This is a genomic window from Stenotrophomonas lacuserhaii (assembly GCF_039674585.1).
GTDB lineage: Bacteria > Pseudomonadota > Gammaproteobacteria > Xanthomonadales > Xanthomonadaceae > Stenotrophomonas > Stenotrophomonas pennii_A.
Window position 1 is genome coordinate 138432 of record NZ_JBDJNU010000001.1, and the last position, 21875, is coordinate 160306.

A 21875-nucleotide genomic window follows, 5' to 3' on the forward strand; every position below is an offset into this window, starting at 1 on the left:
GCTGCGCATGATCCGCCGCCTGCACGACACCAACGACCTGGTGCGCGCCTTCCCGCGCGTGCATTTCGTCGGCATCGGTGGCACCGGCATGAGCGGCATCGCCGAAGTGATGCTGACGCTGGGTTATGAAGTGTCCGGCTCGGACAACGCCGACAATGCCGCGACCCGTCGCCTGGCCGGCCTCGGCGCCCGCATCATGCGCGGCCATTCGGCTGCCAACGTGCTCGGCACCGATTGCGTGGTGGTGTCCAGCGCGATCCGCGAAGACAACCCGGAACTGATGGAAGCGCGCAGCCAGCGCATCCCGATCATGCCGCGCGCGGCGATGCTGGCCGAACTGATGCGTTTCCGCCGCGGCATCGCGGTGGCCGGAACGCACGGCAAGACCACCACCACCAGCCTGACCGCGGCCGTGCTGAGCGAAGGCGGACTGGATCCGACGTTCGTCATCGGTGGGCAACTGCTGGCCGCCGGTGCCAATGCCAAGCTGGGCAGTGGCCAGTGGCTGGTCGCCGAAGCCGATGAAAGCGATGGCAGCTTCCTGCGCCTGAACCCGCTGATGTCGATCATCACCAACATCGATGCCGACCACCTGGAAAACTACGGCAACGACTTCGCCCGGGTGCAGGCGGCCTTCGCCGAGTTCCTGCAGCGCCTGCCGTTCTACGGCCTGGCCGTGCTGTGCATCGATGACCCGGAAGTGGCCGCGCTGGCGGCGAAGACGCCGCGTCACGTGATGAGCTACGGCCTCAGCGACCATGCCGATGTCCGTGCGGAGAACGTGGTGCAGGAAGGATCGCGGATGCGCTTCACCCTGCGCCTGCCGCAGGGCACCAGCCAGGAAGTGGTGCTGGCGCTGCCCGGCAAGCACAACGTGCTCAATGCGCTGGCCGCGGCCGCCGTGGGTTGGCAGCTTGGGGTGGCCCCGGATGCCATAGCGCGCGCGCTGGAAAGCTTTGCCGGCGTGGGTCGCCGTTTCAATGACCTGGGCGAAGTCAGCACCGCCAGTGGTGCCAAAGTCCGGGTCATCGACGATTACGGCCACCATCCCAGCGAGCTGGAGGCGGTGTTCGCCGCCGCCCGCGGTGGCTGGGCCGACAAGCGCCTGGTGGTGGCCTTCCAGCCGCATCGCTACAGCCGTACCCGCGACCAGTTCGACAAGTTCGCCGCGGTGCTGTCCAGCGTGGATGCGCTGGTGCTGAGCGAGGTCTACCCGGCCGGCGAAGAGCCGATCGCCGGCGCCGATTCAGAAGCGCTCGCCCGCGCCATCCGCGCGCGCGGCCGCGGTGAGCCGGTGGTGGTCGGCAAGGCCACCGAGCTGGCGCACGTGCTGCCTGATGTACTGCAGGACGGCGACCTGCTGTTGATGATGGGCGCAGGCGATATCGGCGCGGTCGCACAGCAGATCGCCAGCGAAGGCTTCAGCGTGGAGGGCCAGGCATGAACGGCTTCGCTTTCCCGGCCCCGCGCAGCAGTGATCCGGCCGAATTCGGTCGGGTCGGCGTGCTGCTCGGCGGTACCTCCAGCGAGCGCGAAGTGTCGCTGGATTCCGGCCGCAATGTGCTCGAAGCACTGCAGGCGCGCGGCGTGGACGCGTTCGCCATCGATGGCATCCCGGCCCTGTCCAAGGCGCTGGTCGCTGGCGAGGTCGACCGAGTGTTCAACATCCTGCACGGCCATAACGGCGGCGGCGAGGACGGCATCGTGCAGGGCCTGTTGGAAGCGTTCGGCGTGCCGTACACCGGCTCGGACGTGCTGGGTTCGGCGTTGAGCATGGACAAGATCCGCACCAAGCAGGTGTGGCTGTCGGTCGGCCTGCCCACGCCGCAGTACCGCAAGGTGACCGCCGCGGACGTGCATGCCCAGGCCGCCGATCTGGGCCTGCCGGTGGTGGTCAAGCCGGCCAACGAAGGCTCCAGCGTAGGTATCAGCCGGGTCTTCGACGATGCCGGCCTGGACGAAGCGGTGGCGCTGGCCACGCGCTACGACGGCCAGTTGCTGATGGAACAGATGGTGGTCGGCGACGAGCTCACCGTCGGCATCCTCGGCGATGTCGCCCTGCCGTCGATCCGCATCGTGCCGAAAGGCCAGTGGTACGACTACGAGGCCAAGTACAAGGCCGACGATACCCAGTACCTGTGCCCGGGCCTGGACGGTGCGGACGAACAGGAGATCCGCCGCCTCGCGCTGGCCGCGTTCCGCGCCGCCGGCTGCCGGGGCTGGGGCCGGGTGGACGTGATGCGTGACCGCGCCACGGGCCGCCTGTTCCTGCTGGAAGTGAACACCGCCCCGGGCATGACCAGCCATTCGCTGGTGCCCAAGGCCGCCGGCCAGGCCGGTATCGGTTTCGAAGAACTGGTCTGGCGCGTGCTGGAACAGACCCTGGCCGATCCGTCGCAGGAGAATCGCCACGCATGAACGCGGTGCTGCGCATCTTCGTCTGGCTGCTGGCCCTGTCCGTGGTGGCACTGCCCGTGGTGGCCGTGCTCAATGGCTGGGTGGGCGCCGAACGCTGGCCGCTGGCCAAGCTGCGCGTGCACGGTGAGTTCAAGCGGGTGCCGGCCGAACAGCTGCAGAAGGTGCTGCTGCCGTATGCGCACGCCGGCTTCTTCGCGGTGCGCCTGCAGGATGCGCAGGACAGCATCGAGCGCCTGCCGTGGGTGGAAAGCGCCCGCGTGCGCAAGCAGTGGCCGGACGTGCTGGAAGTAACGCTGATCGAACACAAGCCGTTCGCACGCTGGGGCGACGATCGCCTGCTGTCCGAGCAGGGCAAGCTGTTCCCCACGCCGAAGAAGCTGGCCGACCTGCAGCTGCCGCAGCTGGATGGCCCGGACAGCCAGACCGAAGAAGTGGTGACGCTCTACAACGACGCCCGGTCGATGTTCGCCCCGTCCGGGCTGGACGTGACCCGGCTGAGCATGGATGCACGCGGCAGCTGGTCGCTGCTGCTGAGCAACGGGACCGAAGTGGTGGTGGGCCGCGACGACGCGCGTTCGCGCCTGCAGCGCTATGTACGTGTGTTGCCGCAGTTGGCCAGCCAGGCCGCGCCGATCGAGCGCGCCGACCTCCGATACACCAATGGCTTCACCCTCAGCTGGGGTGAACCGCCGGCCGCAGCGCCGAAGAAAACGCAGGACAGGACATGAATCGCAAGGGTGACAAATCGTTGATCGTCGGACTCGACATCGGCACCTCGAAGGTGGTGGCGCTGGTGGGCGAATACTCGCCGGGCAATCCGATCGAGGTGATCGGCATCGGATCGCACGAATCGCGCGGGCTCAAGCGCGGCGTGGTGGTGGACATCGAATCCACCGTGCAGTCGATCCAGCGCGCGGTGGAAGAAGCCGAGCTGATGGCCGGCTGCGAGATCCGTTCGGTGTATGCCTCGATCTCCGGCAACCACGTGCAGTGCAAGAACTCGCCCGGCATCGTGCCGATCCGCGACGGCGAAGTGACCTGGGGTGACCTCGACCGTGTGCTGGATGCGGCCAAGGCCGTGGCGATCCCGGCCGACCAGAAGATCCTGCACGCCATCCCGCGTGAGTACGTGCTGGACGATTCGCAGGAAGGCATCCGCAATCCCGTCGGCATGACCGGCGTGCGCCTGGAAGTACACGCCCACCTGGTGGTGTGCGCGCAGTCCGCTGCGGCCAACATCAGCAAGTGCGTGCAGCGCTGTGGCCTGCAGGTGGACGACCTGGTGCTGTCTTCGCTGGCATCCAGCGTAGCCGTGCTGACCGCCGACGAGCGCGAACTGGGCGTCGTGCTGGTGGACATGGGCGCCGGCACCACCGACATCGCGGTGTTCGTGCAGGGCGCGATCTGCCACACCGCTTCGCTGCCGATCGCCGGTGACCACGTCACCAACGACATCGCCCACATGCTGCGCACGCCGACCCCGGAAGCGGAGCAGATCAAGGTGCGTTACGCCTGTGCGCTGGCCCAGCTGGCCACCGCCGAGGAAAGCATCCAGGTGCCGAGCGTCGGTGACCGACCGCCGCGCCGCATGCCGCGCCATGCACTCGCCCAGGCGGTGCAGGGCCGATACGAGGAGATCTTTGAAATGGTGCAGGCCGAACTGCGCCGTTCCGGATTCGAGGAACTGGTACGGGCCGGCATGGTGCTGACCGGCGGGGCTTCGAAGATGGAAGGCGTGGTCGAACTGGCCGAGGAAATGCTGCAGATGCCGGTACGCGTGGGCATTCCACAGCACGTCACCGGGCTGGGCGAAGTGGTCGGCAATCCCGTCCACGCAACCGGCGTCGGCCTGCTGCTGATGGGCAGCCAGATCGAGCACCCGCGCCGGCCCTCACTGCCGGCCGGGCGCGCGGGAAGCATGTTCAAGAAACTGAAGACCTGGTTCCGCGGCGAGTTCTGACCGCAGCGATGCCGGCCGCGGCCGGCTGCTTCAAAACGCAACACCGCAACACCGCAACACACGGCAACAACACACCACTACAGCCGCAACGGCGGCATGCAGCGGAAGGCAGGATGCCTCCCCCGCCACATGCCAAAGGAAGCGGATACAACCGAGGACACGGACATGGCGCATTTTGAACTGATTGAAAAGATGGCACCCAATGCGGTGATCAAGGTCGTTGGCGTGGGCGGCGGCGGCGGCAACGCCGTGGCGCACATGGTCAACTCTGCGGTGGACGGGGTGGAATTCATCACCGCCAACACCGACTCGCAGGCCATCAAGAATTGCGGTGCGAAGCTGCAGCTGCAGCTGGGCACCAATGTCACCAAGGGCCTGGGCGCAGGCGCGAATCCGGAAGTCGGCCGCCAGGCCGCACTGGAAGACCGCGAGCGCATCATGGACGCGCTGCAGGGTGCGGACATGGTCTTCATCACCGCCGGCATGGGCGGTGGCACCGGCACCGGTGCAGCGCCCGTCGTGGCGCAGCTGGCCAAGGAAATGGGCATCCTGACCGTGGCCGTGGTCACCAAGCCGTTCCCGTTCGAAGGCCGTCGCCGCATGCAGGTCGCGCTGAAGGGCATCGAGGAACTGAGCCAGCACTGCGACTCGCTGATCACCATCCCGAATGAAAAGCTGATCACCGTGCTGGGCCGCAACGCCACCATGATCCAGGCCTTCCGTGCCGCCAACGACGTGCTGCAGGGGGCCGTGCAGGGCATCGCCGACCTGATCGTGCGTCCGGGCCTGATCAACGTCGACTTCGCCGACGTGCGCACCGTCATGTCCGAAATGGGCCTGGCGATGATGGGTACCGGCACCGCCCGCGGCGATGACCGCGCGCAGGCTGCGGCCGAATCGGCCATCCAGAACCCGCTGCTGGACGACGTGAACCTGGCCGGCGCCAACGGCATCCTGGTCAACATCACCGCCGGTGCGGACTTCACCATGGCCGAGTTCGACGAGATCGGCCGCACCATCGACGGCTTCGCATCGGAAGATGCCACGGTCGTGGTCGGCACCGTGCTGGATCCGGACATGCAGGACGAAGTGCGCGTTACCGTGGTGGCCACCGGCCTGAACCGCGTGGTCGCCGGCAAGACCCAGCGTCCGGGCGAACGTGCCCCGATCAAGCTGGTCCGCAATGCGACCACCGGCCAGCCGGAGTTCTCCGACTTCGACAACGGCGGCGATGCGGTGTCCAAGGCGGTGGGTGGCGTGGGCCTGGGCCTGCGTCGTGCCAGCAGCGACAGCGTGGCGAGCTCCTCGTCCTCGTCCGCTGCGGCGTCTTCCAGCCCGACCACGCAGACGGCCGAACTGCCCAACGATTACCTGGACATCCCGGCGTTCCTGCGCCGCCAGGCGGACTGATCGCCGACGCCGGGGTTGTCCTCCCCGGCGGCAAGCACCATGTCCTGCATGCAGGCGCCGGGCCAGGATGGGCCCGGCGGCCCTGTCATGCGTGAGCTGCACCCGACCTGCACCTGTACCTGCATCGCGCCGTGACCGGCCTGGCTTCAGCCGGGGTAGGGCCGGCCGCGTGTTAATCTGTCCCACCCCTGGGCTGGCCATCGCGGCCCGCCGCATGCACCTGGCCACACCCCATGATCCCGCAACGTACCCTCAAGAACACGATCCGCGCTACCGGCGTTGGCCTGCACAGCGGCGACAAGGTCTACATGACCCTGCGTCCCGCACCGGTCAACCATGGCATCGTGTTCCGTCGCGTGGACCTGGATCCGGTGGTCGATGTGCCAGCCAAGGCCGAGCTCGTCACCGAGGTGACCCTGTGCACCGGCCTGACCTGCAACGACGCCAAGATCCAGACCGTCGAACACCTGATGTCGGCACTGGCCGGCCTCGGCGTGGACAACATCATCGTCGAACTGTCCTCGGCCGAGCTGCCGATCATGGATGGTTCGTCCGGCCCGTTCGTGTTCCTGCTGCAGTCGGCGGGCATCATCGAACAGGACGCCGCCAAGCGTTTCATCCGCGTGCTGAAGACCGTCGAGGTCACCGAAGGCGACAAGGTCGCGCGCTTTGAACCGTACGAGGGCTACAAGCTCGGCTTCACCATCCAGTTCGACCACCCGATGATCCCGGCCAAGCAGTCGCGGCAGGAAATCGAGTTCTCGACCATGGCCTACACCAAGGAAATTTCCCGGGCGCGCACCTTCGGCTTCATGCGCGACCTCGAATACATGCGCGAACGCAACCTCGGCCTGGGCGGTTCGATGGACAACGCGATCGTGCTGGACGAGTTCCGCGTGTTGAACGAAGACGGCCTGCGCTATGCCGACGAGTTCGTCCGTCACAAGATCCTTGACGCGATCGGCGATCTTTACCTGGCGGGCGGCCAGGTGCTGGGCGCCTATGAGGGGTTCAAGTCGGGCCACGCCTTGAACAACAAGCTGGTCCGGGCCCTGATGGCTGATGCCACGGCATGGGAATGGGTGAGCTATGAATCCCCTTCAGCGACCGAACCCGTCGCCTACGGCGCCCCCGCGTACGCCTGAAAAGCACTTCAGGATCAACGGTTTGACGCCGCCTCAGGGCGGCGTTTCGCGTTCTGGCATGGCCAGAAGTGACGCGGCGCGTCCAAGGGTTGAGCGTGTCACAGTTTGTGAACCTGTTCCCCTCAAAGACTGAATTTAACGTTTAAATAACAAAACCCTAACGACTGAGCGGCCGTCCGCCGTTAGGATGCCCCACGGTCCTCGCAAAGTTTCACGCCGCTTCCACGGAAGCAGGCGGTGCGGGGAGGCGGAGCCGGAGGCTTCGCGGTCATCAGGACCTGGACGGTTTCGTGTCCTGGAGGCTAGCCAAGGCGTCGCGTAGTCCTTTGTGCGTGGCGGCTGAAACTGCGTGGGGTCCGTTCCGGTTGTCGATCGCTGGGGAGCGTGGTGGAGCGGGGGACGCAGTCTTGATGGTCACTTTTGTGGCCTTCAGCCCGATGGACCGGGCCGCGTTGATCAACTGTGCTTCGGCAAGCCGCAGCTTGGCGTGCCACACGGGAGATTCAACGAGAAAAACGAGGTGCTCGTCGCTCACGTTCGCCAGCCGGCAATGGCTGCGCAGGCTGGGCGGCAGATGGGGGCGCAACTGCAGGTCCAGCGCGTCGAGCCACAAGGCACGCCGCAGCGGGTTCCCGCTCTTGTCACCCATGACTGCATCCAGTGCCGGTTTCGGTGCTGATGCAGGACGGGTACTGGATTTCGGCTCAGACATGAAAACTCACTGATGGCATTTAAAAAGATCGTAATCAAAACGCGTGATGGAAAGGCAAAAACGCCACTAGCGCGTCTTCGCTTCTATTTCGAGGATCGCCCCCGCGCCCTGTTGGGCAGCGTGCTGGGCATGGGCTGCATTATCGGCTTCGCCGGTGGAATGGGCGCCAACCTGCTCGGCGACTCCCGCCTGCAGGCCAAGGTCGACCGCCAGGAACGCGAACTGGCGCAGGTCCGCCTGCAGTCGCAGACCGAAGTGAACGCCCTGGCGGCCCGCCTCGGCGAGCTGCAGGCACAGGCCACCCGGCTCAACGCCCTGGGTGAGCGCCTGACCCAGATGGGCAAGCTGGAAGACGGCGAGTTCGACTTCCAGGAAACCCCCGGCCTGGGTGACGGCGATGCCGGCGGCCCGACCGTGGACATCCCGGTCAAGGACATCAACGCCGACTTACAGGTGCTGGAGCAGCGGTTCGCTGCTTCAGGCAGCCAGCTTTCGGTGATGGAATCGCTGATGTTCGACCACCAGCTGCAGCAGAACGCCGTGCCCTCGCGCATGCCGATCCGCAACAGCTACGTGACCTCCGGCTTTGGTACCCGTGCCGATCCGTTCGGCCGCGGTGCCGGCAACCACAAGGGCATCGATTTCCACGCCAGGGTCGGCGACCCGGTGATGTCGGTGGCCGATGGCGTGGTCAGCTTCTCCGGGGTGAAGGGCGGCTATGGCAACGTGGTCGATGTCGACCATGGCAACGGCTACGTCACCCGTTACGCGCACAATTCCCGCCTGGTGGTGAAGGTCGGTGACCTGGTCCGTGCCGGGCAGGAAGTGGCCAAGGCCGGTTCCACCGGTCGTTCCACCGGTGCCCACGTGCACTTTGAAGTCTGGGAAAGCGGCCGGGTGGTCAATCCCCGCAAGTTCCTCGGCGATGGCGGCAACACGCCGGTGGGTCGCGTTTCCCGCGGCTGACGGATTCCGGTAGCGCCGAGCCATGCTCGGCGAGCGCAGCGGCAGCCCGACCGTGGATGTGCCGAATGTGGCGGGCACCCCGCCGGGCATGGCTATGCCGGTCGTCCTGACCGCCAGCGAACCGCCAAGCGCTTGAAACCCCCGACCTCCATCCCAAGTTACAATGGGTGATGCCATCGACGGGGCGCTGGGCGCCCCGTTTCGTTTGCGGCGGACGGATTCCACCAGGGAGCCGTACCGGCGTTCACCTGACAACCGGTTCCCTCAATGATCAACAGCCTGCTTACCCGCGTCTTCGGCAGCCGCAACGAACGACAGCTGCGCCAGCTCAACCGCATCGTCGCCCAGATCAATGCGCTGGAGCCGGACATGGAGAAGCTCAGCGATGCGCAGCTCCAGGCCAGGACGCCGGAGTTCAAGCAGCGCATCGCCGATGGCGAGGCCCTGGACAAGGTGCTGCCGGAAGCCTTCGCGGTCTGCCGCGAAGCCAGCCGTCGCGTGCTCGGCATGCGTCACTACGACGTGCAGCTGATCGGCGGCATGGTGCTGCACCTGGGCAAGATCGCCGAGATGCGTACCGGTGAAGGCAAGACGCTGGTGGCGACCCTGCCGGTGTACCTGAACGCCCTGGAAGGCAAGGGTGTCCACGTCGTCACCGTGAACGATTACCTGGCCCGCCGCGACTCGGCGCAGATGGGCAAGCTGTACAACTGGCTGGGCCTGAGCGTGGGCGTGGTGTACCCGGGCATGCCGCATGGCGACAAGCGCGAAGCCTACGGCAGCGACATCACCTACGGCACCAACAACGAATTCGGTTTCGACTACCTGCGCGACAACATGGCGCTGTCCAAGGCCGACCGCTACCAGCGCGGCCTGCACTACGCCATCGTCGATGAAGTCGACTCCATCCTGATCGACGAAGCGCGTACCCCGCTGATCATCTCCGGCCCGGCCGATGATTCCCCGGAGCTGTACATCCGCGTCAACCGCATCGTGCCGAACCTGGTCAAGCAGGAAAGCGAAGAGGGTGATGGCGACTTCTGGATCGACGAGAAGGGCAAGCAGGTCCACCTGTCCGAAGCGGGCATGGAGCACGCCGAGCGCCTGCTGGTGGAAGCCGGCATCCTGGATGCCGAAACCGAAGGCCTGTACGCCGCGCAGAACCTGACCGTGGTGCACCACCTCAACGCCGCCCTGCGCGCGCATGCCATCTACCAGCGCGACGTGGATTACATCGTGCGCGATGGCGAAGTGGTGATCGTCGATGAGTTCACCGGCCGCACCCTGGCCGGTCGCCGCTGGTCCGACGGCCTGCACCAGGCGGTGGAAGCGAAGGAGGGCGTGCCGGTCCAGCGCGAGAACCAGACCCTGGCCAGCATCACCTTCCAGAACCTGTTCCGCATGTACGGCAAGCTGTCCGGCATGACCGGCACCGCCGATACCGAAGCGTTCGAATTCCAGAGCATCTACAACCTGGAAGTGGTGGTCATCCCGACCAACCGCCCGACCATCCGCAAGGATTCGCCGGACCAGGTGTTCCTGAACCGCCAGGGCAAGTTCAACGCGGTGCTGGCTGATATCCAGGAATGCAACAAGCGCGGCCAGCCGGTGCTGGTCGGCACCACCTCGATTGAAACCTCGGAGATGCTGTCCGAGCACCTGCGCAAGGCCGGCGTGCACCACGAAGTGCTCAACGCCAAGCAGCATGACCGCGAAGCGACCATCGTCGCCAATGCCGGTCGTCCGGGCGCGGTGACCATCGCCACCAACATGGCCGGTCGCGGTACCGACATCGTGCTGGGTGGCTCGCTGGAAACCGAACTGCACGAGATGGGCGAAGACGCCAGCGAGGCACAACGCGCCGCCGCCAAGGCCGAATGGCAGAAGCGCCACGACGCGGTCAAGGCCGCCGGCGGCCTGCATATCGTCGGTACCGAGCGCCATGAATCGCGCCGCATCGACAACCAGCTGCGTGGCCGTTCCGGCCGCCAGGGCGATCCGGGTTCGTCCCGTTTCTACCTGTCGCTGGAAGACAACCTGATGCGCATCTTCGCCTCGGACTGGGTGCAGAAGGCGATGCGCATGATGGGCATGAAGGAAGACGACGTCATCGAAGACCGCCTGGTCAGCCGCCAGATCGAGAAGGCGCAGCGCAAGGTGGAAGCGCACAACTTCGACATCCGCAAGAACCTGCTCGACTTCGACGACGTCAACAACGACCAGCGCAAGGTGATCTACGCCCAGCGCGATGAACTGCTGGACGCCGAGTCGGTGAAGGACAACGTCGATGGCATCCGCGACGATGTGATCTTCGACATCGTGGCGCGCTTCGTGCCGCCGAACTCGATCGACGAGCAGTGGGACCTGCCGGGCCTGGAAGCCACGCTGCTGTCAGATTTCGGCCTGGAAATGTCGGTCACCGACCTGGTCAGGACCCACGAAGAGCTGGATGCCGAAGGCATCGCGCAGAAGGTGCAGGAACGCGTCAACGCGCACTTCGAAGCCAAGGAAACCGGCGTCGGCCCGGAGACCATGCGCGCGCTGGAAAAGCACGTCATGCTGACCGTGCTCGACCAGAGCTGGAAGGAACACCTGGCGCGCATGGACTACCTGCGCCAGGGCATCTACCTGCGTGGTTACGCGCAGAAGCAGCCCAAGCAGGAATACAAGAAGGAAGCCTTCGAGCTGTTCTCCGGCATGCTGGAAGACGTCAAGCGCGAAGTGGTGACCATGCTCTCGCGCGTGCGCATCCGCAGCGACGAGGAAGTGGCGGCACTGGAAGCGGCCGAGCGCCAGCAGGTACAGGCGCGCCTGAGCCAGTCGCAGTTCCAGCACCAGGATGCCGGCGGCTATGGCGCCGACGAAGAGGCCGCACAGGTGCAGGCCGCGCAGCAGGACGGCCTGGCGCAGGGCGGCGAGCCGAAGATCGGACGCAACGACCCGTGCCCGTGCGGCAGCGGCAAGAAGTACAAGCACTGCCATGGTCAGTTGAGCTGATCGACCGCTGCTGATGCTGATTGAAAACAACCCCGCGCAAGCGGGGTTTTTTTTGCGCCGTATCCGTCACGCCGACGTGGCGCTATTGCCTCGCCCGCGGCGAGCGCGCGTCGTTATTGCCATCAAAACCGGCGCAGAAGTGCAGGAAATGCGCGACCACAAATGCATCACATCAGATATGCCTCGTGTGATTGATGTCACTGATTGGCACCAATCAGAGTTTTCTGACCTTCATGTCGGGTGCATCCCCACAAATAAGTAGGGAGCACCCCCTCGGATTTTCCTGACCTGCCCCCTAGGGTCACAGGCCCCGCGCGTTCTTCCACACGCAGGGTTCCAGCGCGCATCCCCCGCGCGCGACGCGCTCACCCGCGTCTTGATCGTCATCCCAAGGAGCTTCATGAACAGGATTTACCGTTTGGTCTTCAATCGCGCTACCGGTGCCATGCAGGTGGCCTCTGAACTTGCGTCCGGCACGTCCTCGCCGGCCCGCACCGACGGTGCAACGCGCCGTCGCACACCGCTCGGCGTCGCCGTGGTCGCCGCACTGTGCGTGGGTGCCGCTGCGGCACCGTCCGCATTCGCGGTGCCCTACGATTTCACCAGCGACGAAGTCATCGGCGACACCCGTGGTTACGCCGACGGCTTCTTCATCGGCAACACCGGCACCGTGGCGATCGACCTGGTCGGCAGCGGCGCGTTGACCTCCAATGGCCTGGTATCGCTGGGTACGGTTGCCGGCGCCAATGGCACCCTGCGGGTGATCGGCCCGACCGCCTACCTGCAGATGACCGGCGCGGCGCTGCGTATCGGCGAGGCCGGCAGCGGCACCCTGCAGCTGCTCGACGGTGGCACGGCCACGTCCAACAACACAGTGTCGCTGGGTTATGGCGCCGGCGGTACCGGCAACGCGCTGGTGCGTGGCGCCGACTCCAGCCTGACTGCGCGTCAGCTGCTGGTCGGCCGCGAGGGCACCGGCACGCTGGACATCGATGGCGGTCGCGTCACCAGTACGATGGCATATACGGTGGTGAACAACTTCGGCGTCAGCCTCGGCTCGGACCCGGCGGGCAGCGGCACGATCAACGTCCGCAACGGCGGCCAGCTTCTCGTTACCGACAACAATCTGCTGGTCGGCCAGGTGGGCCGGGGTCGCCTCACCGTGGACGGCGGCCGCGTCGAAGCCGGTCGCGGCATCTACGTGGGCGCAGGCACGCAGTCCGGTGCCACCCAGGGTGGTCGCGGCGAAATCACCGTCAGCGGCGGCGGCCAGCTGGTGTCGCAGGACCTGGTGCTCGGCACGTCCAACAACGCGGCGGGCACGCTGACCGTCAGTGGCGCGGGATCGGTGGTCGACGCCACCACCGTGCGGGTGGGCCAGAACGGTGACGGCACGCTGCGCGTCGAAGGTGGCGGCGTGGTCACCGCCGACGAAGTCAATGCGGAAAAGTACGACGCATTGGGCAGCGGTGATTACGGCCAGACCGGCAGCATCGTGGTGACCGGTGCCGGCTCGGCGATCCGCGCCGCGCGCGTGGATGCGAGCAACCATCTGCTGCTGGAAGCCGGTGGCTTGATCGAGTCCGATCGCGCGGCGATCAAGGACAGCTTCGGCCCGACCGCCAGCACCGCGCTCATCACCGGCGCGGGTACCGCATGGACCAATACCGGTGCGATGGCCATCAGCACCAACCTGGACGTGCTGGACGGCGCGGTCATCCGCAGTGATTCGGTGGCCATCAGCGGCGGCCTCAACGACGTCACCATGACGCCGGCGTTGCTGGACGAACAGGTGCGCGTCAGTGGCGCCGGATCGGCCATCGAAGCGGTGAACGGCCTGACCGTCGGTGCCGTGCTGATGCGCGGTCCGTACGGCATGCTGAGCGTGAGCAACGGGGGGCGGGTGGCCGGTGGCAGCGGCATCCTGCTGGACCAGAGCGGCTACCTGGTGCTGGGCGGCGGCATGGCGACGTGGTCGGTGGCCGACGGCGGCCCGCAGTGGCTGGCCGCCGAAGCAGCCGGCACGCTGGACGGCGCGGCGATCTCGATGGACAGCAACGCCGGCGGGCTGGTGTTCAACCACACCGGTGACATCACCCTGGGCAACACCCTGCAGACCGTCTCGACGGGATCGTCCAATGCCCACCTGCACGGCGGCGCACTGACCCAGGTGTCCGGCAACACCACGCTCGATGGCGACCTGCGCGCGTTCGGTGGCGACATCACCGTCAACGGCGGCAGCCTGGTGATCAACTCGGACATGTACGTGGGCGAAGGCTACACGGGCCCCAGCCAGGCCGTGCAGCAGCAGATCGACGTGCGTGGCGGTACGCTGGTGCTGAACGGTGCGGCAGGCTTCCAGCAGACCATCGATTTCGGCCCGGGACTCGGCAGCGAGGTGCGTCGCAGCTCACTGGCTGAAGTAAGCGGCAGCGGCGTGCTGGCCGGCAATGCGACGGTCGGCACCACCTATGTGCGCGATGGCGGCACGCTGTCGCCGGGCCATGGCGGTGTCGGCACGATGAGCATCGACGGCGACCTGTTCTACAACGCCAACGCGCTGCTGCCCGAGCAGGTCGCGAACAAGGCCTTCTTCGACGTGGACGTGCTGGGCAACGGACAGGCGGACCTGCTGACCGTGGCCGGCAAGGCCTACATCGGGCGAGGTGCCAACGTCGGCCAGATGGGCGACACCGGTGTGCGTGTCACCGCGCTGGATCCGGCCACCAGCTACCAGGATGGGCAGAGCTACACGATCCTCAGCGCGGCAGGTGGCGTGACGGGTACCTTCGATGACGTGATCTCGCGTTCGGCCTTCCTGGACACCTCGCTGAGCTATACCGACAACGACGTGCGCCTGAACATTGCCGTGAAGGGCACCGGCCCGGTCGATCCGCCGGTCGATCCCCCGGTGGATCCGCCGGTGGATCCGATCGACCCGCCGGTGGATCCGATCACCCCGCCGGTCGATCCGGTCACCCCGCCGCCGCAGGTCTTCGTCACCGCGGCGGCGACCGGCAACCAGCTGGCCACGGCGGCCGCGCTGGATACGCTGCAGCAGTCCGGTGATGCCCTGGCGCTGTACAACCGCCTGCTGATGCTGGATGCGGACAGTGCCCGCCTGGCGTTTGATGACCTGTCCGGCGAAATCCACGCCAGCAACCGTGCGCTGCTGCTGGAAGACCGCTTCCTGCGCGATGGCATCAGCCAGCGCCTGCGCAGCGGCATGCCGGCGGGCGACGGCCCGTCTGCCTGGATCGGTGGCAGCGGTGCCTCCAGCCAGCGAGACGGTAACGGCAGCGCCGCGCGCACCCGCGACCATCGCCAGGGCCTGATGGCCGGTGCCGACTGGAGCATCGGCGAGCGCTGGACCTTCGGCGTGGCAGGTGGACCGGAGTCGCTGCGCCAGCAGGTCAACGCACGCAATGCGACGACCGACGTGGATGCCGTGCACAGCGGCCTGTATGCCGGTTTCCGCGGCGACGCTGCCTACCTCAACGGGGGAGCCAGCTATGCCGACTACGAGCTGGATACGCGGCGTACGGTCGGTGCGGGCACGGCGTGGGGGCAGACCCTGTCCAACCGCCGCGATGCGCATGCTGTTTCCGGTTTCGTCGAAGGTGGCTGGGATTTCCAGCTCGACGATACGTTGACGCTGACCCCGTACGTGGCGGTGGCCTACACCCGCCTGTCCACCGACGCCGGCGTTGAAACCGGCGGCAATGCCGCGCTGGCGATCGCCGCCAGCAAGGACGAAGCGTGGACCACCACGGCCGGCCTGCGCGCCGCCTGGGACATCAGTGGCGGCCAGCAGGACGGTGCGCGACTGGAAGCCGGGCTGGCCTGGCAGAACGCGGCCGGCGAACTGCGCGCGGACTCGGCCCACCGCTTCGTGGCGGGCAGCGACGGCTTCACCGTGCAGGGCCTGCCGCTGGCGCGCAACGTCGGCATCGCCGAGCTGGGCGTGTCGGTCAATACGTCCAGCCGCAGCCGCCTGTCCTTCGCCGCGCAGGGCCGCGCCGGTGACGGCCAGCGCGAAGTCGGTGCACAGCTGAACTGGAACGTGGCGTTCTGATCCATCGCTGAGTCGTAGCAGGACGGCAACGGGCTCCTTCGGGAGCCCGTTGTCGTTCGGTCGGTTGGATGCCCGCCGAGCATGGCGCGGCGCTACCCGGTAGTGACGGCCGCTGGCCGTCATGCGGTTACCCCGCTGGGTGACGACCGCTCGTGGTTCGGTGGGTGACGACCGTTGGTCGTCACGGCCTTCCCATGCAGCTTGCGTCACCTCCGCCGTTTTCGGCATGCTGACTCCATGTCCTCCCCCAAACGATCCATCCATGTGGTGGCTGGCGTCATCACCGACGCCCGTGGCCGCGTGCTGCTCAACCGTCGCACTGAACACAGCGATCTGGCCGGCCTGTGGGAATTCCCCGGCGGCAAACGCGAACCCGGCGAAAGCTCCGAACAGGCCCTGGCCCGTGAACTGCACGAAGAACTCGGCATCGAGGCGGACGTCGGAGACTGGCTGATGGACGTGCCGCAGAGTTACCCGGACAAGGACCTGGTGCTGGAGGTGCGGCATATCCGCAGCTGGAAGGGCAGCCCGCGCGGCCGCGAAGGCCAGGCGATCACCTGGGTGGCGCCGGAGAAGCTGGGACGCTATTCGATGCCGCCGGCCGACCTGCCGGTGGTGGCCGCGCTGCGCCAGCCCGACCGCTACCTGATCACCCCGGCGCCGGCCGACGAGGACAGCGACCAGCTGCGCTGGAGCGAGCAGTTGCGGCGGGCCCTGGCGGAAGGGCACCAGCGTATCCAGCTGCGGCTGCCACCTGACTACCCGCAGCGCGTGGCGCTGTGCGAAGCGGTGGTGCGCGGCCATCGCCGTGCCGGTCAGTGGCTGCTCAACCGCGATATCGAGCTGGCGCGCACGCTCGGTGTGGGCGTGCACCTGGGTGCCGAGCAACTGGCCACCCTGCAGGAGCGACCGCTGCCGGCCGACCAGCTGGTGGCGGCGTCCTGCCATGACCTGGCGCAACTGCAGGCCGCGCAACAGTTGGGCTGTGACTTCGTGGTGCTGGGGCCGGTGCAGGCGACGACCAGCCATCCCGGTGCCGAGCCGATGGGATGGGAGCGCTTCGCCGCGCTGCGCGCGCAGGTGGCCCTGCCGATCTACGCGCTGGGCGGACTGGGTGCCGCAGACATCGTCACCGCCCGCCGCCACGGTGCCCAGGGCGTCGCCGCCATCCGCGGCCTGTGGCCCGCCTGACCGGCTGACCCCCTTCGACCGTCAGGCCATCCGACCGGTAGCGCCGAGCCGTGCTCGGCGAGCGCGTAGCGCGGCCCGCGTCCGGCATTGCGATCCCGGAACGGAGAGCCGCCGAGCATGGCGCGGCGCTACCTCCAAGAGCGGTGACGCAGCGGTTACAGGGTGATCCAGAAACACCCGTACTGACGGCGCAGTCCGAGCACGCTGCGCGCCGGCGTGGCGGTGCCGGGCAACACTTGTTCCAACCGCAGTGCGATCGGATTGGGTCGGTCTTCCCCGGCCTCCGCCGCGCCTTCCGCTGCGGGCAGCGGCGGTTCCTGCGTCTGCGGATAGACCGGCACGATATCCACCAGCGGGCGCCGCGCGATGGACTCCAGCTGGCCAAGGATGCGCTGCGCCCCGGCGTCGGATACCGATCCCCACAGGTACAACGTGGAGAGCCGATTGACGTCGTTGGCCGCCATCGCGCCCCGCAGCGCACCCACCAGCTCGCTCAGGCGACGCGGGCAGCTGGCCCCGAGCGTGTTGCGCTGCTGGGTGTTACCGGCCGCTGCGGTGGTGAGCTCCGGCAGCCGCGAACGGGCACCCAGGCTTTCGCAGGGGCGGTCGGTGTACACACTCTGGCCACCCGCATCGGTACAGCGGTTCAGGCGCTGTGCCTGCTGGGCATGGGCCGGTGCAGGCAGCGCGGACAGCAGCAGGAAAAGGAGCAGGCAGGCGAGGATTCTCATTGCCTGCAGGGTAGCGCCCAGCGCCCGCCCGCGCGATGAAAACGCGTCAGCTGCGCAGCAGTTTCAGCACCGACGTCGTCGGCTTGGCCAGGTTCAAGGTGTAGAAATGCAGTCCCGGCGCGCCGCCTTCCAGCAAACGCTGGCACAGCTGAGCCACCACCTCCGCGCCGAACGCGCGGATCGATTCGCTGTCATCGCCATAGGCCTGCATCTTGCGTCCGATCCAGCGCGGAATCTCCGCGCCGCACTGCTCGGAGAAGCGGCGCAGCTGGCTGAAGTTGGAGATCGGCATGATGCCCGGCACGATCGGCACGCTGACGCCGAGCGCACGTACGGCATCGACGAAATGGAAGTAGGCATCGGCGTTGTAGAAATACTGGGTGATCGCCGCATCGGCGCCGGCGTCCACCTTGGCCTTGAAGTGCTTCAGGTCGGCCAATGCATCGCTGGCCTGCGGATGGGTTTCCGGATACGCGCCGACCTCGATCCGGAACGCAGCGCCGTGCTCGGCGCGGATGAAATCGATCAGCTCGGCGGCGTAGCGCAGGTCACCGGGATGGCCCATGCCCGAAGGCAGGTCGCCGCGCAGGGCGACGATGCGGGTGCAGCCGATGGCGCGGTACAGCTTGAGCAGCTCGCGGATTTCCTGGCGGCTGCCACCGACGCAGGAAAGATGCGGCGCGGCCTCGAAGCGGTGGTGCTGCTTGAGATGGCGCACGGTTTCAGAGGTATAGCTGAGCGTGGAGCCGCCGGCGCCGAACGTGCATGACACGTACTCCGGTCCGAAGCTGCGCAGCCGGGCGGCGGTGCGGTCCAGCTGGCTGCGCTGCTCGTCGGTCTTGGGCGGATAGAACTCGAAGCTGAGAGAGGTCATGGCGATCGTGGCGGCGGGCTCGCGGCCAGTATATCGCTTCATCGCGATAGATGTGCAATCCATCGGCCATCCTGTTTGTCGGCCGCTTGCCGTGCGCCTGCGGCCGCTGGTCATTCTTCGTGCCGCAGCGCGCCTTGCCACGGCACGCTGTGCTTCCCTGCACTGACTGGAGTTCGACAGATGAAGCGCGCTCTCTCCCGCAACTGCGCCGGACGCGTCACGCTGCTGGCCATGAACGGACTGCTGGCCCTGCTGGCCTGCGCCGGTGCCAGCCAAGCGGCCACTATCGGGAAGCCTGGCCACCTGCAGGTGGAGGTGGTCGGCAGCGGCCGACCGGTGCTGATGATTCCCGGCCTCAACAGTGGCGCGGAGGTCTGGCGCGCAACCTGCGCGGCCCTGCAGCCGCAGGTGCAGTGCCACCTGGTGCAGCTGCCCGGTTTTGCCGGCGCAGCGGCAGCCGACCCGCTCCCGGAGGATTTCCTGCCGGCCATGCGTGACGAACTGCTGGCTTACGCCAAAGCACGGAAAATGAAGCAGCCGGCCGTCATCGGCCACAGCCTGGGGGGTGTGCTGGCGTTGCAGATGGCGATCGCCGCACCCGATGCCGTGGGTCCGCTGATCATCGTCGATTCGCTGCCGTTCTATGCGGCCATCCAGAATCCGCAGACCACCGCGGCAAGCGTCAGACCGATGGCCGACCAGATGCGGGCGGGCATGCTGGCGGCCGAACCGGCCGCTTACCAGGCCCAGGCCGAGGCGGCATTGAAGGGCATGCTGCACGATGAAAACCACATGCCGGTGCTGGTGCGCTGGGCCCGTGAAAGCGACCGGGCCACCACGGCAGCGGCGATGCATTCGATGCTGGTGAACGACCTGCGCGACGCGGTGGCGGGCATCCGCTCGCCGACCCTGGTGCTGGGCAGCTGGGCGGCGTATCGGCCGATGGGAGCCACCGAAGCGTCCACCCGGGGCATCTTCGCGGCACAGTACGCCAGGCTGCCGGGCGTGCGTATCGAGATGAGTGCGGAAGGTTTCCACTTCCTGATGTGGGATGATCCGCAGTGGCTGTACGGGCAGATCCGCAGCTTCCTGAAGACCACGGACTGACGAGGCGCCTTGATGCGTGGCGCCAGACCGCCACGCATGACCCGCCCAGGCACGCCCATGCACCAACCGAATTCCTCGCTGCGCTTCTGGTTGCTCAATACCATCGCCTGGGCCGCCTACGCGCTGCTCAACGTCTTCCTGATGGCCCAGTTCGGCGGCGCCAGCAGTGGTGGCACGCTCATCGGCGTGGCGTTGGCGGTGGCGTTGTGGGCGATCAGCAGCGTGCTGCGCTGGCGTGCACTCACCGCGCACTGGTGGGACGATCCCGCGCCGTTGCTGCTGTCCAAGCTGGCCGCCAGCGTTGTGTTCGGCGCGCTGCTCGCGCAGGCGTTGATTGCCGCCGTGCTGCTGGCTTCACTGCGCAACGGATGGGTGCGACTGCCTGCGGGCACTGCCGATTACAGCCTTGCATCGGCGCTTGGATACTGGCTCAACACAGCCATCGTGCTGGCCTTGTGGACGGGTATATGGGCCGGGCTGCACAGCATGCGGCGTGCACGCCTGGCCCAGCTGGCGCAGTTGCGCGCCGAAGCTGCGCACAGCGCATTGGAGCGCGATGCCCTGCGGGCCCGACTCAATCCGCATTTCGTTTTCAACGCCCTGAACAACCTGCGCGCGTTGATCCACGAGGATCCCGAACGCGCACGGGAAATGGTGACCCGATTGTCGCGCACGCTGCGCCACGCGTTGGAACACGGCGGCGCCGGCCGGGTGACACTGGATGAGGAGCTGGCCGTGGTCGATGACTATCTCGCCATCGAAGCGGTTCACTACGAACAGCGCCTGCGCGTGGTCAAGGACATAAGCGCGGACGGCGGCGCGCTGTTGCCGGCCATGGCGCTGCAATTGCTGGTGGAAAACGCGATCAAGCATGGCATCGGGGTGACCCCGTCCGGTGGCGAACTGCACATCGCCGCACGGCAGCAGGACGGGGCGCTCCTTATCAACGTGGAGAATCCGCTGGGCGTCGCCGCCGATACCGCCGGCCATGGCGTTGGCCTTGCCTACCTGCGCGCCCAGTTGGACGGCACCAGCGGCCGCTTTGAACTGCGGCGCGAAGGGGACCGCATGCGGGCCGTGCTGGAGGTGCCGCAATGACCGCGCCGTTGCGGGTACTGATCGTGGATGACGCACGCCTGGCGCGGCAGGAACTGCGCACCTTGCTGTCTGCGTTGCCGTGGGTGAACTGTGTCGGCGAGGCCGACGACGTACCGGCCGCGTGCGAGGCGATCGCGCGCCTGCGTCCAGACGTGGTGCTGCTGGACGTGCAGATGCCCTCCGGCAGCGGATTCGATGTACTTGATGGGCTGGAGACGGTGCCGTCGGTGGTGTTCGTCACCGCCTACGATGCCTATGCCGTGCAGGCGTTCCAGGCCAATGCGCTGGACTATCTGGTCAAACCGGTGGAAGCGCCGCGCCTGCAGCAGGCGCTGCAGCGCGCGCTGGAACGGCGGCTTCCCGACAACGCTGCGCCGGGCGAACGTGCGCTGCTCGGTCCACAGGACCAGGTGTTCCTGCGCGATGGGGAACGCTGCTGGTTCGTGGCGGTAGCCGAGATCAGCCGCATCGTGGTGGATGGCAACTACGCCCGCCTGTGGTTCCGCGACCAGAACGCGCTGCTGGCGCGCAGCCTGAGCGCGCTGGAAGCGCGGCTGCCCGCGGCGCTGTTCTTCCGTGCCAACCGCAATACGCTGGTCAACCTGCGGATGGTGCGGGCGGTGGAGCCGACCATCGCCGATGGCTACGAGCTGCTCCTCGCCGATGGGGCGCGCGCGGAAGTCTCACGCCGACAGGCGCGCGAACTGCGCGAGCGGATGGCGCTTTGAGTGGGAGCTGCGCGGCGGTGCGATGAACGCAAGCGGCCATTATCTGCAAGCGCGCCACCGCATGCCGCGGGTAACGTCGTGCGACCCGCAAGTGAAGGCTCCCCATGCCCCTTTGTCCCTCGGCGCGCTGTGGTACTTCCGGATCCATCAACGTCATGGACACGTTGCGGTCGTTGTTACCCGCTGCCGGTCCCCTGCAGCTGCGCCAAGTGTGCAACCGCGCACCGCCGCAGGAACGCCTGCGGTTGCCCTCGTCAGCGGTCTGCCGCGAGCTGGTCAGCTGGGGTGGTGACATCCTGGTGCGCCGTGCCGCACAGGCCGGCGCGCGGACATGGCCGGAGCTGACGCACCTCCATGCGGCGAGCCGGGTCGTGCTTGCGCTGTGCGCCGTACGTCGGGGTGAATTCGCCGCAGCGTCCGCGCAGGTGCCATGGGCAGCACTTGCGCCGCCCCAGGCGCTGGC

Annotated in this window: 17 protein-coding genes; 14 read left to right on the forward strand and 3 right to left on the reverse strand. The window is 67.1% G+C overall.

Annotated features, from left to right (window positions below; genetic code table 11):
- Window positions 1–7: 7 nt before the first annotated feature.
- From murC to lpxC, 6 genes are all read left to right on the forward strand, one after another.
- Window positions 8–1444 carry a UDP-N-acetylmuramate--L-alanine ligase gene (gene murC, locus ABE522_RS00565; protein WP_346589821.1) on the forward strand — a complete coding sequence of 479 codons (1437 nt, stop codon included), beginning with the start codon at window positions 8–10 and terminating at the stop codon, window positions 1442–1444.
- Window positions 1441–2418, forward strand: coding sequence for a D-alanine--D-alanine ligase (locus ABE522_RS00570; protein WP_346589823.1), 978 nt, complete (start codon window positions 1441–1443; stop codon window positions 2416–2418). The genes murC and ABE522_RS00570 overlap by 4 nt, the downstream gene beginning before the upstream one ends.
- Window positions 2415–3146 carry a cell division protein FtsQ/DivIB gene (locus ABE522_RS00575; protein WP_346589825.1) on the forward strand — a complete coding sequence of 244 codons (732 nt, stop codon included), beginning with the start codon at window positions 2415–2417 and terminating at the stop codon, window positions 3144–3146. Before ABE522_RS00570 ends, ABE522_RS00575 begins: the two co-directional genes overlap by 4 nt.
- Window positions 3143–4378 (forward strand): cell division protein FtsA, encoded by a 1236-nt coding sequence (gene ftsA / locus ABE522_RS00580; protein WP_042613652.1) that lies wholly within the window; start codon window positions 3143–3145, stop codon window positions 4376–4378. The genes ABE522_RS00575 and ftsA overlap by 4 nt, the downstream gene beginning before the upstream one ends.
- A 165-nt stretch (window positions 4379–4543) precedes the next feature.
- Window positions 4544–5788, forward strand: a complete 1245-nt coding sequence (ftsZ, locus tag ABE522_RS00585; protein ID WP_346589826.1) for a cell division protein FtsZ — start codon at window positions 4544–4546, stop codon at window positions 5786–5788.
- A 233-nt stretch (window positions 5789–6021) separates the two neighbouring features.
- Entirely contained in the window at window positions 6022–6933 is a 912-nt protein-coding gene (lpxC, locus tag ABE522_RS00590) for a UDP-3-O-acyl-N-acetylglucosamine deacetylase (protein ID WP_346589828.1), read from the forward strand.
- A gap of 271 nt (window positions 6934–7204) precedes the next feature.
- Here the strand turns inward: lpxC and ABE522_RS00595 are convergent, their stop codons facing one another.
- Window positions 7205–7645: a DUF721 domain-containing protein gene (locus ABE522_RS00595; RefSeq protein ID WP_346589830.1), complete on the reverse strand. Its 441-nt coding sequence runs from the start codon at window positions 7643–7645 to the stop codon at window positions 7205–7207.
- 12 nt (window positions 7646–7657) lie between these two features.
- Here ABE522_RS00595 and ABE522_RS00600 point away from each other — a divergent pair, with 12 nt between their 5' ends.
- From ABE522_RS00600 to ABE522_RS00620, 5 genes are all read left to right on the forward strand, one after another.
- Window positions 7658–8611: a M23 family metallopeptidase gene (locus ABE522_RS00600; protein ID WP_346589832.1), complete on the forward strand. Its 954-nt coding sequence runs from the start codon at window positions 7658–7660 to the stop codon at window positions 8609–8611.
- A gap of 267 nt (window positions 8612–8878) precedes the next feature.
- Complete coding sequence (gene secA, locus ABE522_RS00605; RefSeq protein ID WP_346589834.1) at window positions 8879–11608, forward strand: preprotein translocase subunit SecA; 2730 nt, start codon at window positions 8879–8881, stop codon at window positions 11606–11608.
- A gap of 13 nt (window positions 11609–11621) precedes the next feature.
- Window positions 11622–11870 carry a hypothetical protein gene (locus ABE522_RS00610; RefSeq protein ID WP_346589835.1) on the forward strand — a complete coding sequence of 83 codons (249 nt, stop codon included), beginning with the start codon at window positions 11622–11624 and terminating at the stop codon, window positions 11868–11870.
- Window positions 11871–12008: 138 nt separating this feature from the next.
- Complete coding sequence (locus tag ABE522_RS00615) at window positions 12009–15683, forward strand: autotransporter outer membrane beta-barrel domain-containing protein (RefSeq protein ID WP_346589836.1); 3675 nt, start codon at window positions 12009–12011, stop codon at window positions 15681–15683.
- Between the two features lie 237 nt (window positions 15684–15920).
- Window positions 15921–16874, forward strand: a complete 954-nt coding sequence (locus ABE522_RS00620; protein ID WP_346589838.1) for a Nudix family hydrolase — start codon at window positions 15921–15923, stop codon at window positions 16872–16874.
- 155 nt (window positions 16875–17029) lie between these two features.
- Here the strand turns inward: ABE522_RS00620 and ABE522_RS00625 are convergent, their stop codons facing one another.
- Complete coding sequence (locus tag ABE522_RS00625; protein ID WP_346589840.1) at window positions 17030–17605, reverse strand: DUF4124 domain-containing protein; 576 nt, start codon at window positions 17603–17605, stop codon at window positions 17030–17032.
- Window positions 17606–17651: 46 nt separating this feature from the next.
- The gene (gene metF, locus ABE522_RS00630; protein ID WP_346589842.1) at window positions 17652–18479 is read right to left on the reverse strand and encodes a methylenetetrahydrofolate reductase [NAD(P)H]; all 828 of its coding nucleotides are present in this window, start codon (window positions 18477–18479) and stop codon (window positions 17652–17654) included.
- Window positions 18480–18659: 180 nt separating this feature from the next.
- Between metF and ABE522_RS00635 the strand changes: the two genes are divergently transcribed.
- From ABE522_RS00635 to ABE522_RS00645, 3 genes are read left to right on the forward strand one after another with little or no spacing between them, the layout of a single operon-like run.
- The gene (locus ABE522_RS00635) at window positions 18660–19586 is read left to right on the forward strand and encodes an alpha/beta fold hydrolase (RefSeq protein WP_346589843.1); all 927 of its coding nucleotides are present in this window, start codon (window positions 18660–18662) and stop codon (window positions 19584–19586) included.
- A gap of 57 nt (window positions 19587–19643) precedes the next feature.
- Window positions 19644–20684 (forward strand): sensor histidine kinase, encoded by a 1041-nt coding sequence (locus tag ABE522_RS00640; protein ID WP_346589844.1) that lies wholly within the window; start codon window positions 19644–19646, stop codon window positions 20682–20684.
- A complete protein-coding gene (locus ABE522_RS00645) occupies window positions 20681–21412 on the forward strand; it encodes a LytR/AlgR family response regulator transcription factor (RefSeq protein WP_346589846.1) in 732 nt (243 codons plus the stop codon). The genes ABE522_RS00640 and ABE522_RS00645 overlap by 4 nt, the downstream gene beginning before the upstream one ends.
- Window positions 21413–21875: the final 463 nt, after the last annotated feature.

Excerpts from the sequence above, each read along its gene's own strand:
- murC (WP_346589821.1), top strand. The coding sequence starts at position 8 with ATGATCCGCCGCCTGCACGACACCAACGACCTGGTGCGCGCCTTCCCG.
- ABE522_RS00570 (WP_346589823.1), top strand. The coding sequence starts at position 1,441 with ATGAACGGCTTCGCTTTCCCGGCCCCGCGCAGCAGTGATCCGGCCGAA.
- ABE522_RS00575 (WP_346589825.1), top strand. The coding sequence starts at position 2,415 with ATGAACGCGGTGCTGCGCATCTTCGTCTGGCTGCTGGCCCTGTCCGTG.
- ftsA (WP_042613652.1), top strand. The coding sequence starts at position 3,143 with ATGAATCGCAAGGGTGACAAATCGTTGATCGTCGGACTCGACATCGGC.
- ftsZ (WP_346589826.1), top strand. The coding sequence starts at position 4,544 with ATGGCGCATTTTGAACTGATTGAAAAGATGGCACCCAATGCGGTGATC.
- lpxC (WP_346589828.1), top strand. The coding sequence starts at position 6,022 with ATGATCCCGCAACGTACCCTCAAGAACACGATCCGCGCTACCGGCGTT.
- ABE522_RS00595 (WP_346589830.1), bottom strand. The coding sequence starts at position 7,645 with ATGTCTGAGCCGAAATCCAGTACCCGTCCTGCATCAGCACCGAAACCG.
- ABE522_RS00600 (WP_346589832.1), top strand. The coding sequence starts at position 7,658 with ATGGCATTTAAAAAGATCGTAATCAAAACGCGTGATGGAAAGGCAAAA.
- secA (WP_346589834.1), top strand. The coding sequence starts at position 8,879 with ATGATCAACAGCCTGCTTACCCGCGTCTTCGGCAGCCGCAACGAACGA.
- ABE522_RS00610 (WP_346589835.1), top strand. The coding sequence starts at position 11,622 with ATGCTGATTGAAAACAACCCCGCGCAAGCGGGGTTTTTTTTGCGCCGT.
- ABE522_RS00615 (WP_346589836.1), top strand. The coding sequence starts at position 12,009 with ATGAACAGGATTTACCGTTTGGTCTTCAATCGCGCTACCGGTGCCATG.
- ABE522_RS00620 (WP_346589838.1), top strand. The coding sequence starts at position 15,921 with ATGTCCTCCCCCAAACGATCCATCCATGTGGTGGCTGGCGTCATCACC.
- ABE522_RS00625 (WP_346589840.1), bottom strand. The coding sequence starts at position 17,605 with ATGAGAATCCTCGCCTGCCTGCTCCTTTTCCTGCTGCTGTCCGCGCTG.
- metF (WP_346589842.1), bottom strand. The coding sequence starts at position 18,479 with ATGACCTCTCTCAGCTTCGAGTTCTATCCGCCCAAGACCGACGAGCAG.
- ABE522_RS00635 (WP_346589843.1), top strand. The coding sequence starts at position 18,660 with ATGAAGCGCGCTCTCTCCCGCAACTGCGCCGGACGCGTCACGCTGCTG.
- ABE522_RS00640 (WP_346589844.1), top strand. The coding sequence starts at position 19,644 with ATGCACCAACCGAATTCCTCGCTGCGCTTCTGGTTGCTCAATACCATC.
- ABE522_RS00645 (WP_346589846.1), top strand. The coding sequence starts at position 20,681 with ATGACCGCGCCGTTGCGGGTACTGATCGTGGATGACGCACGCCTGGCG.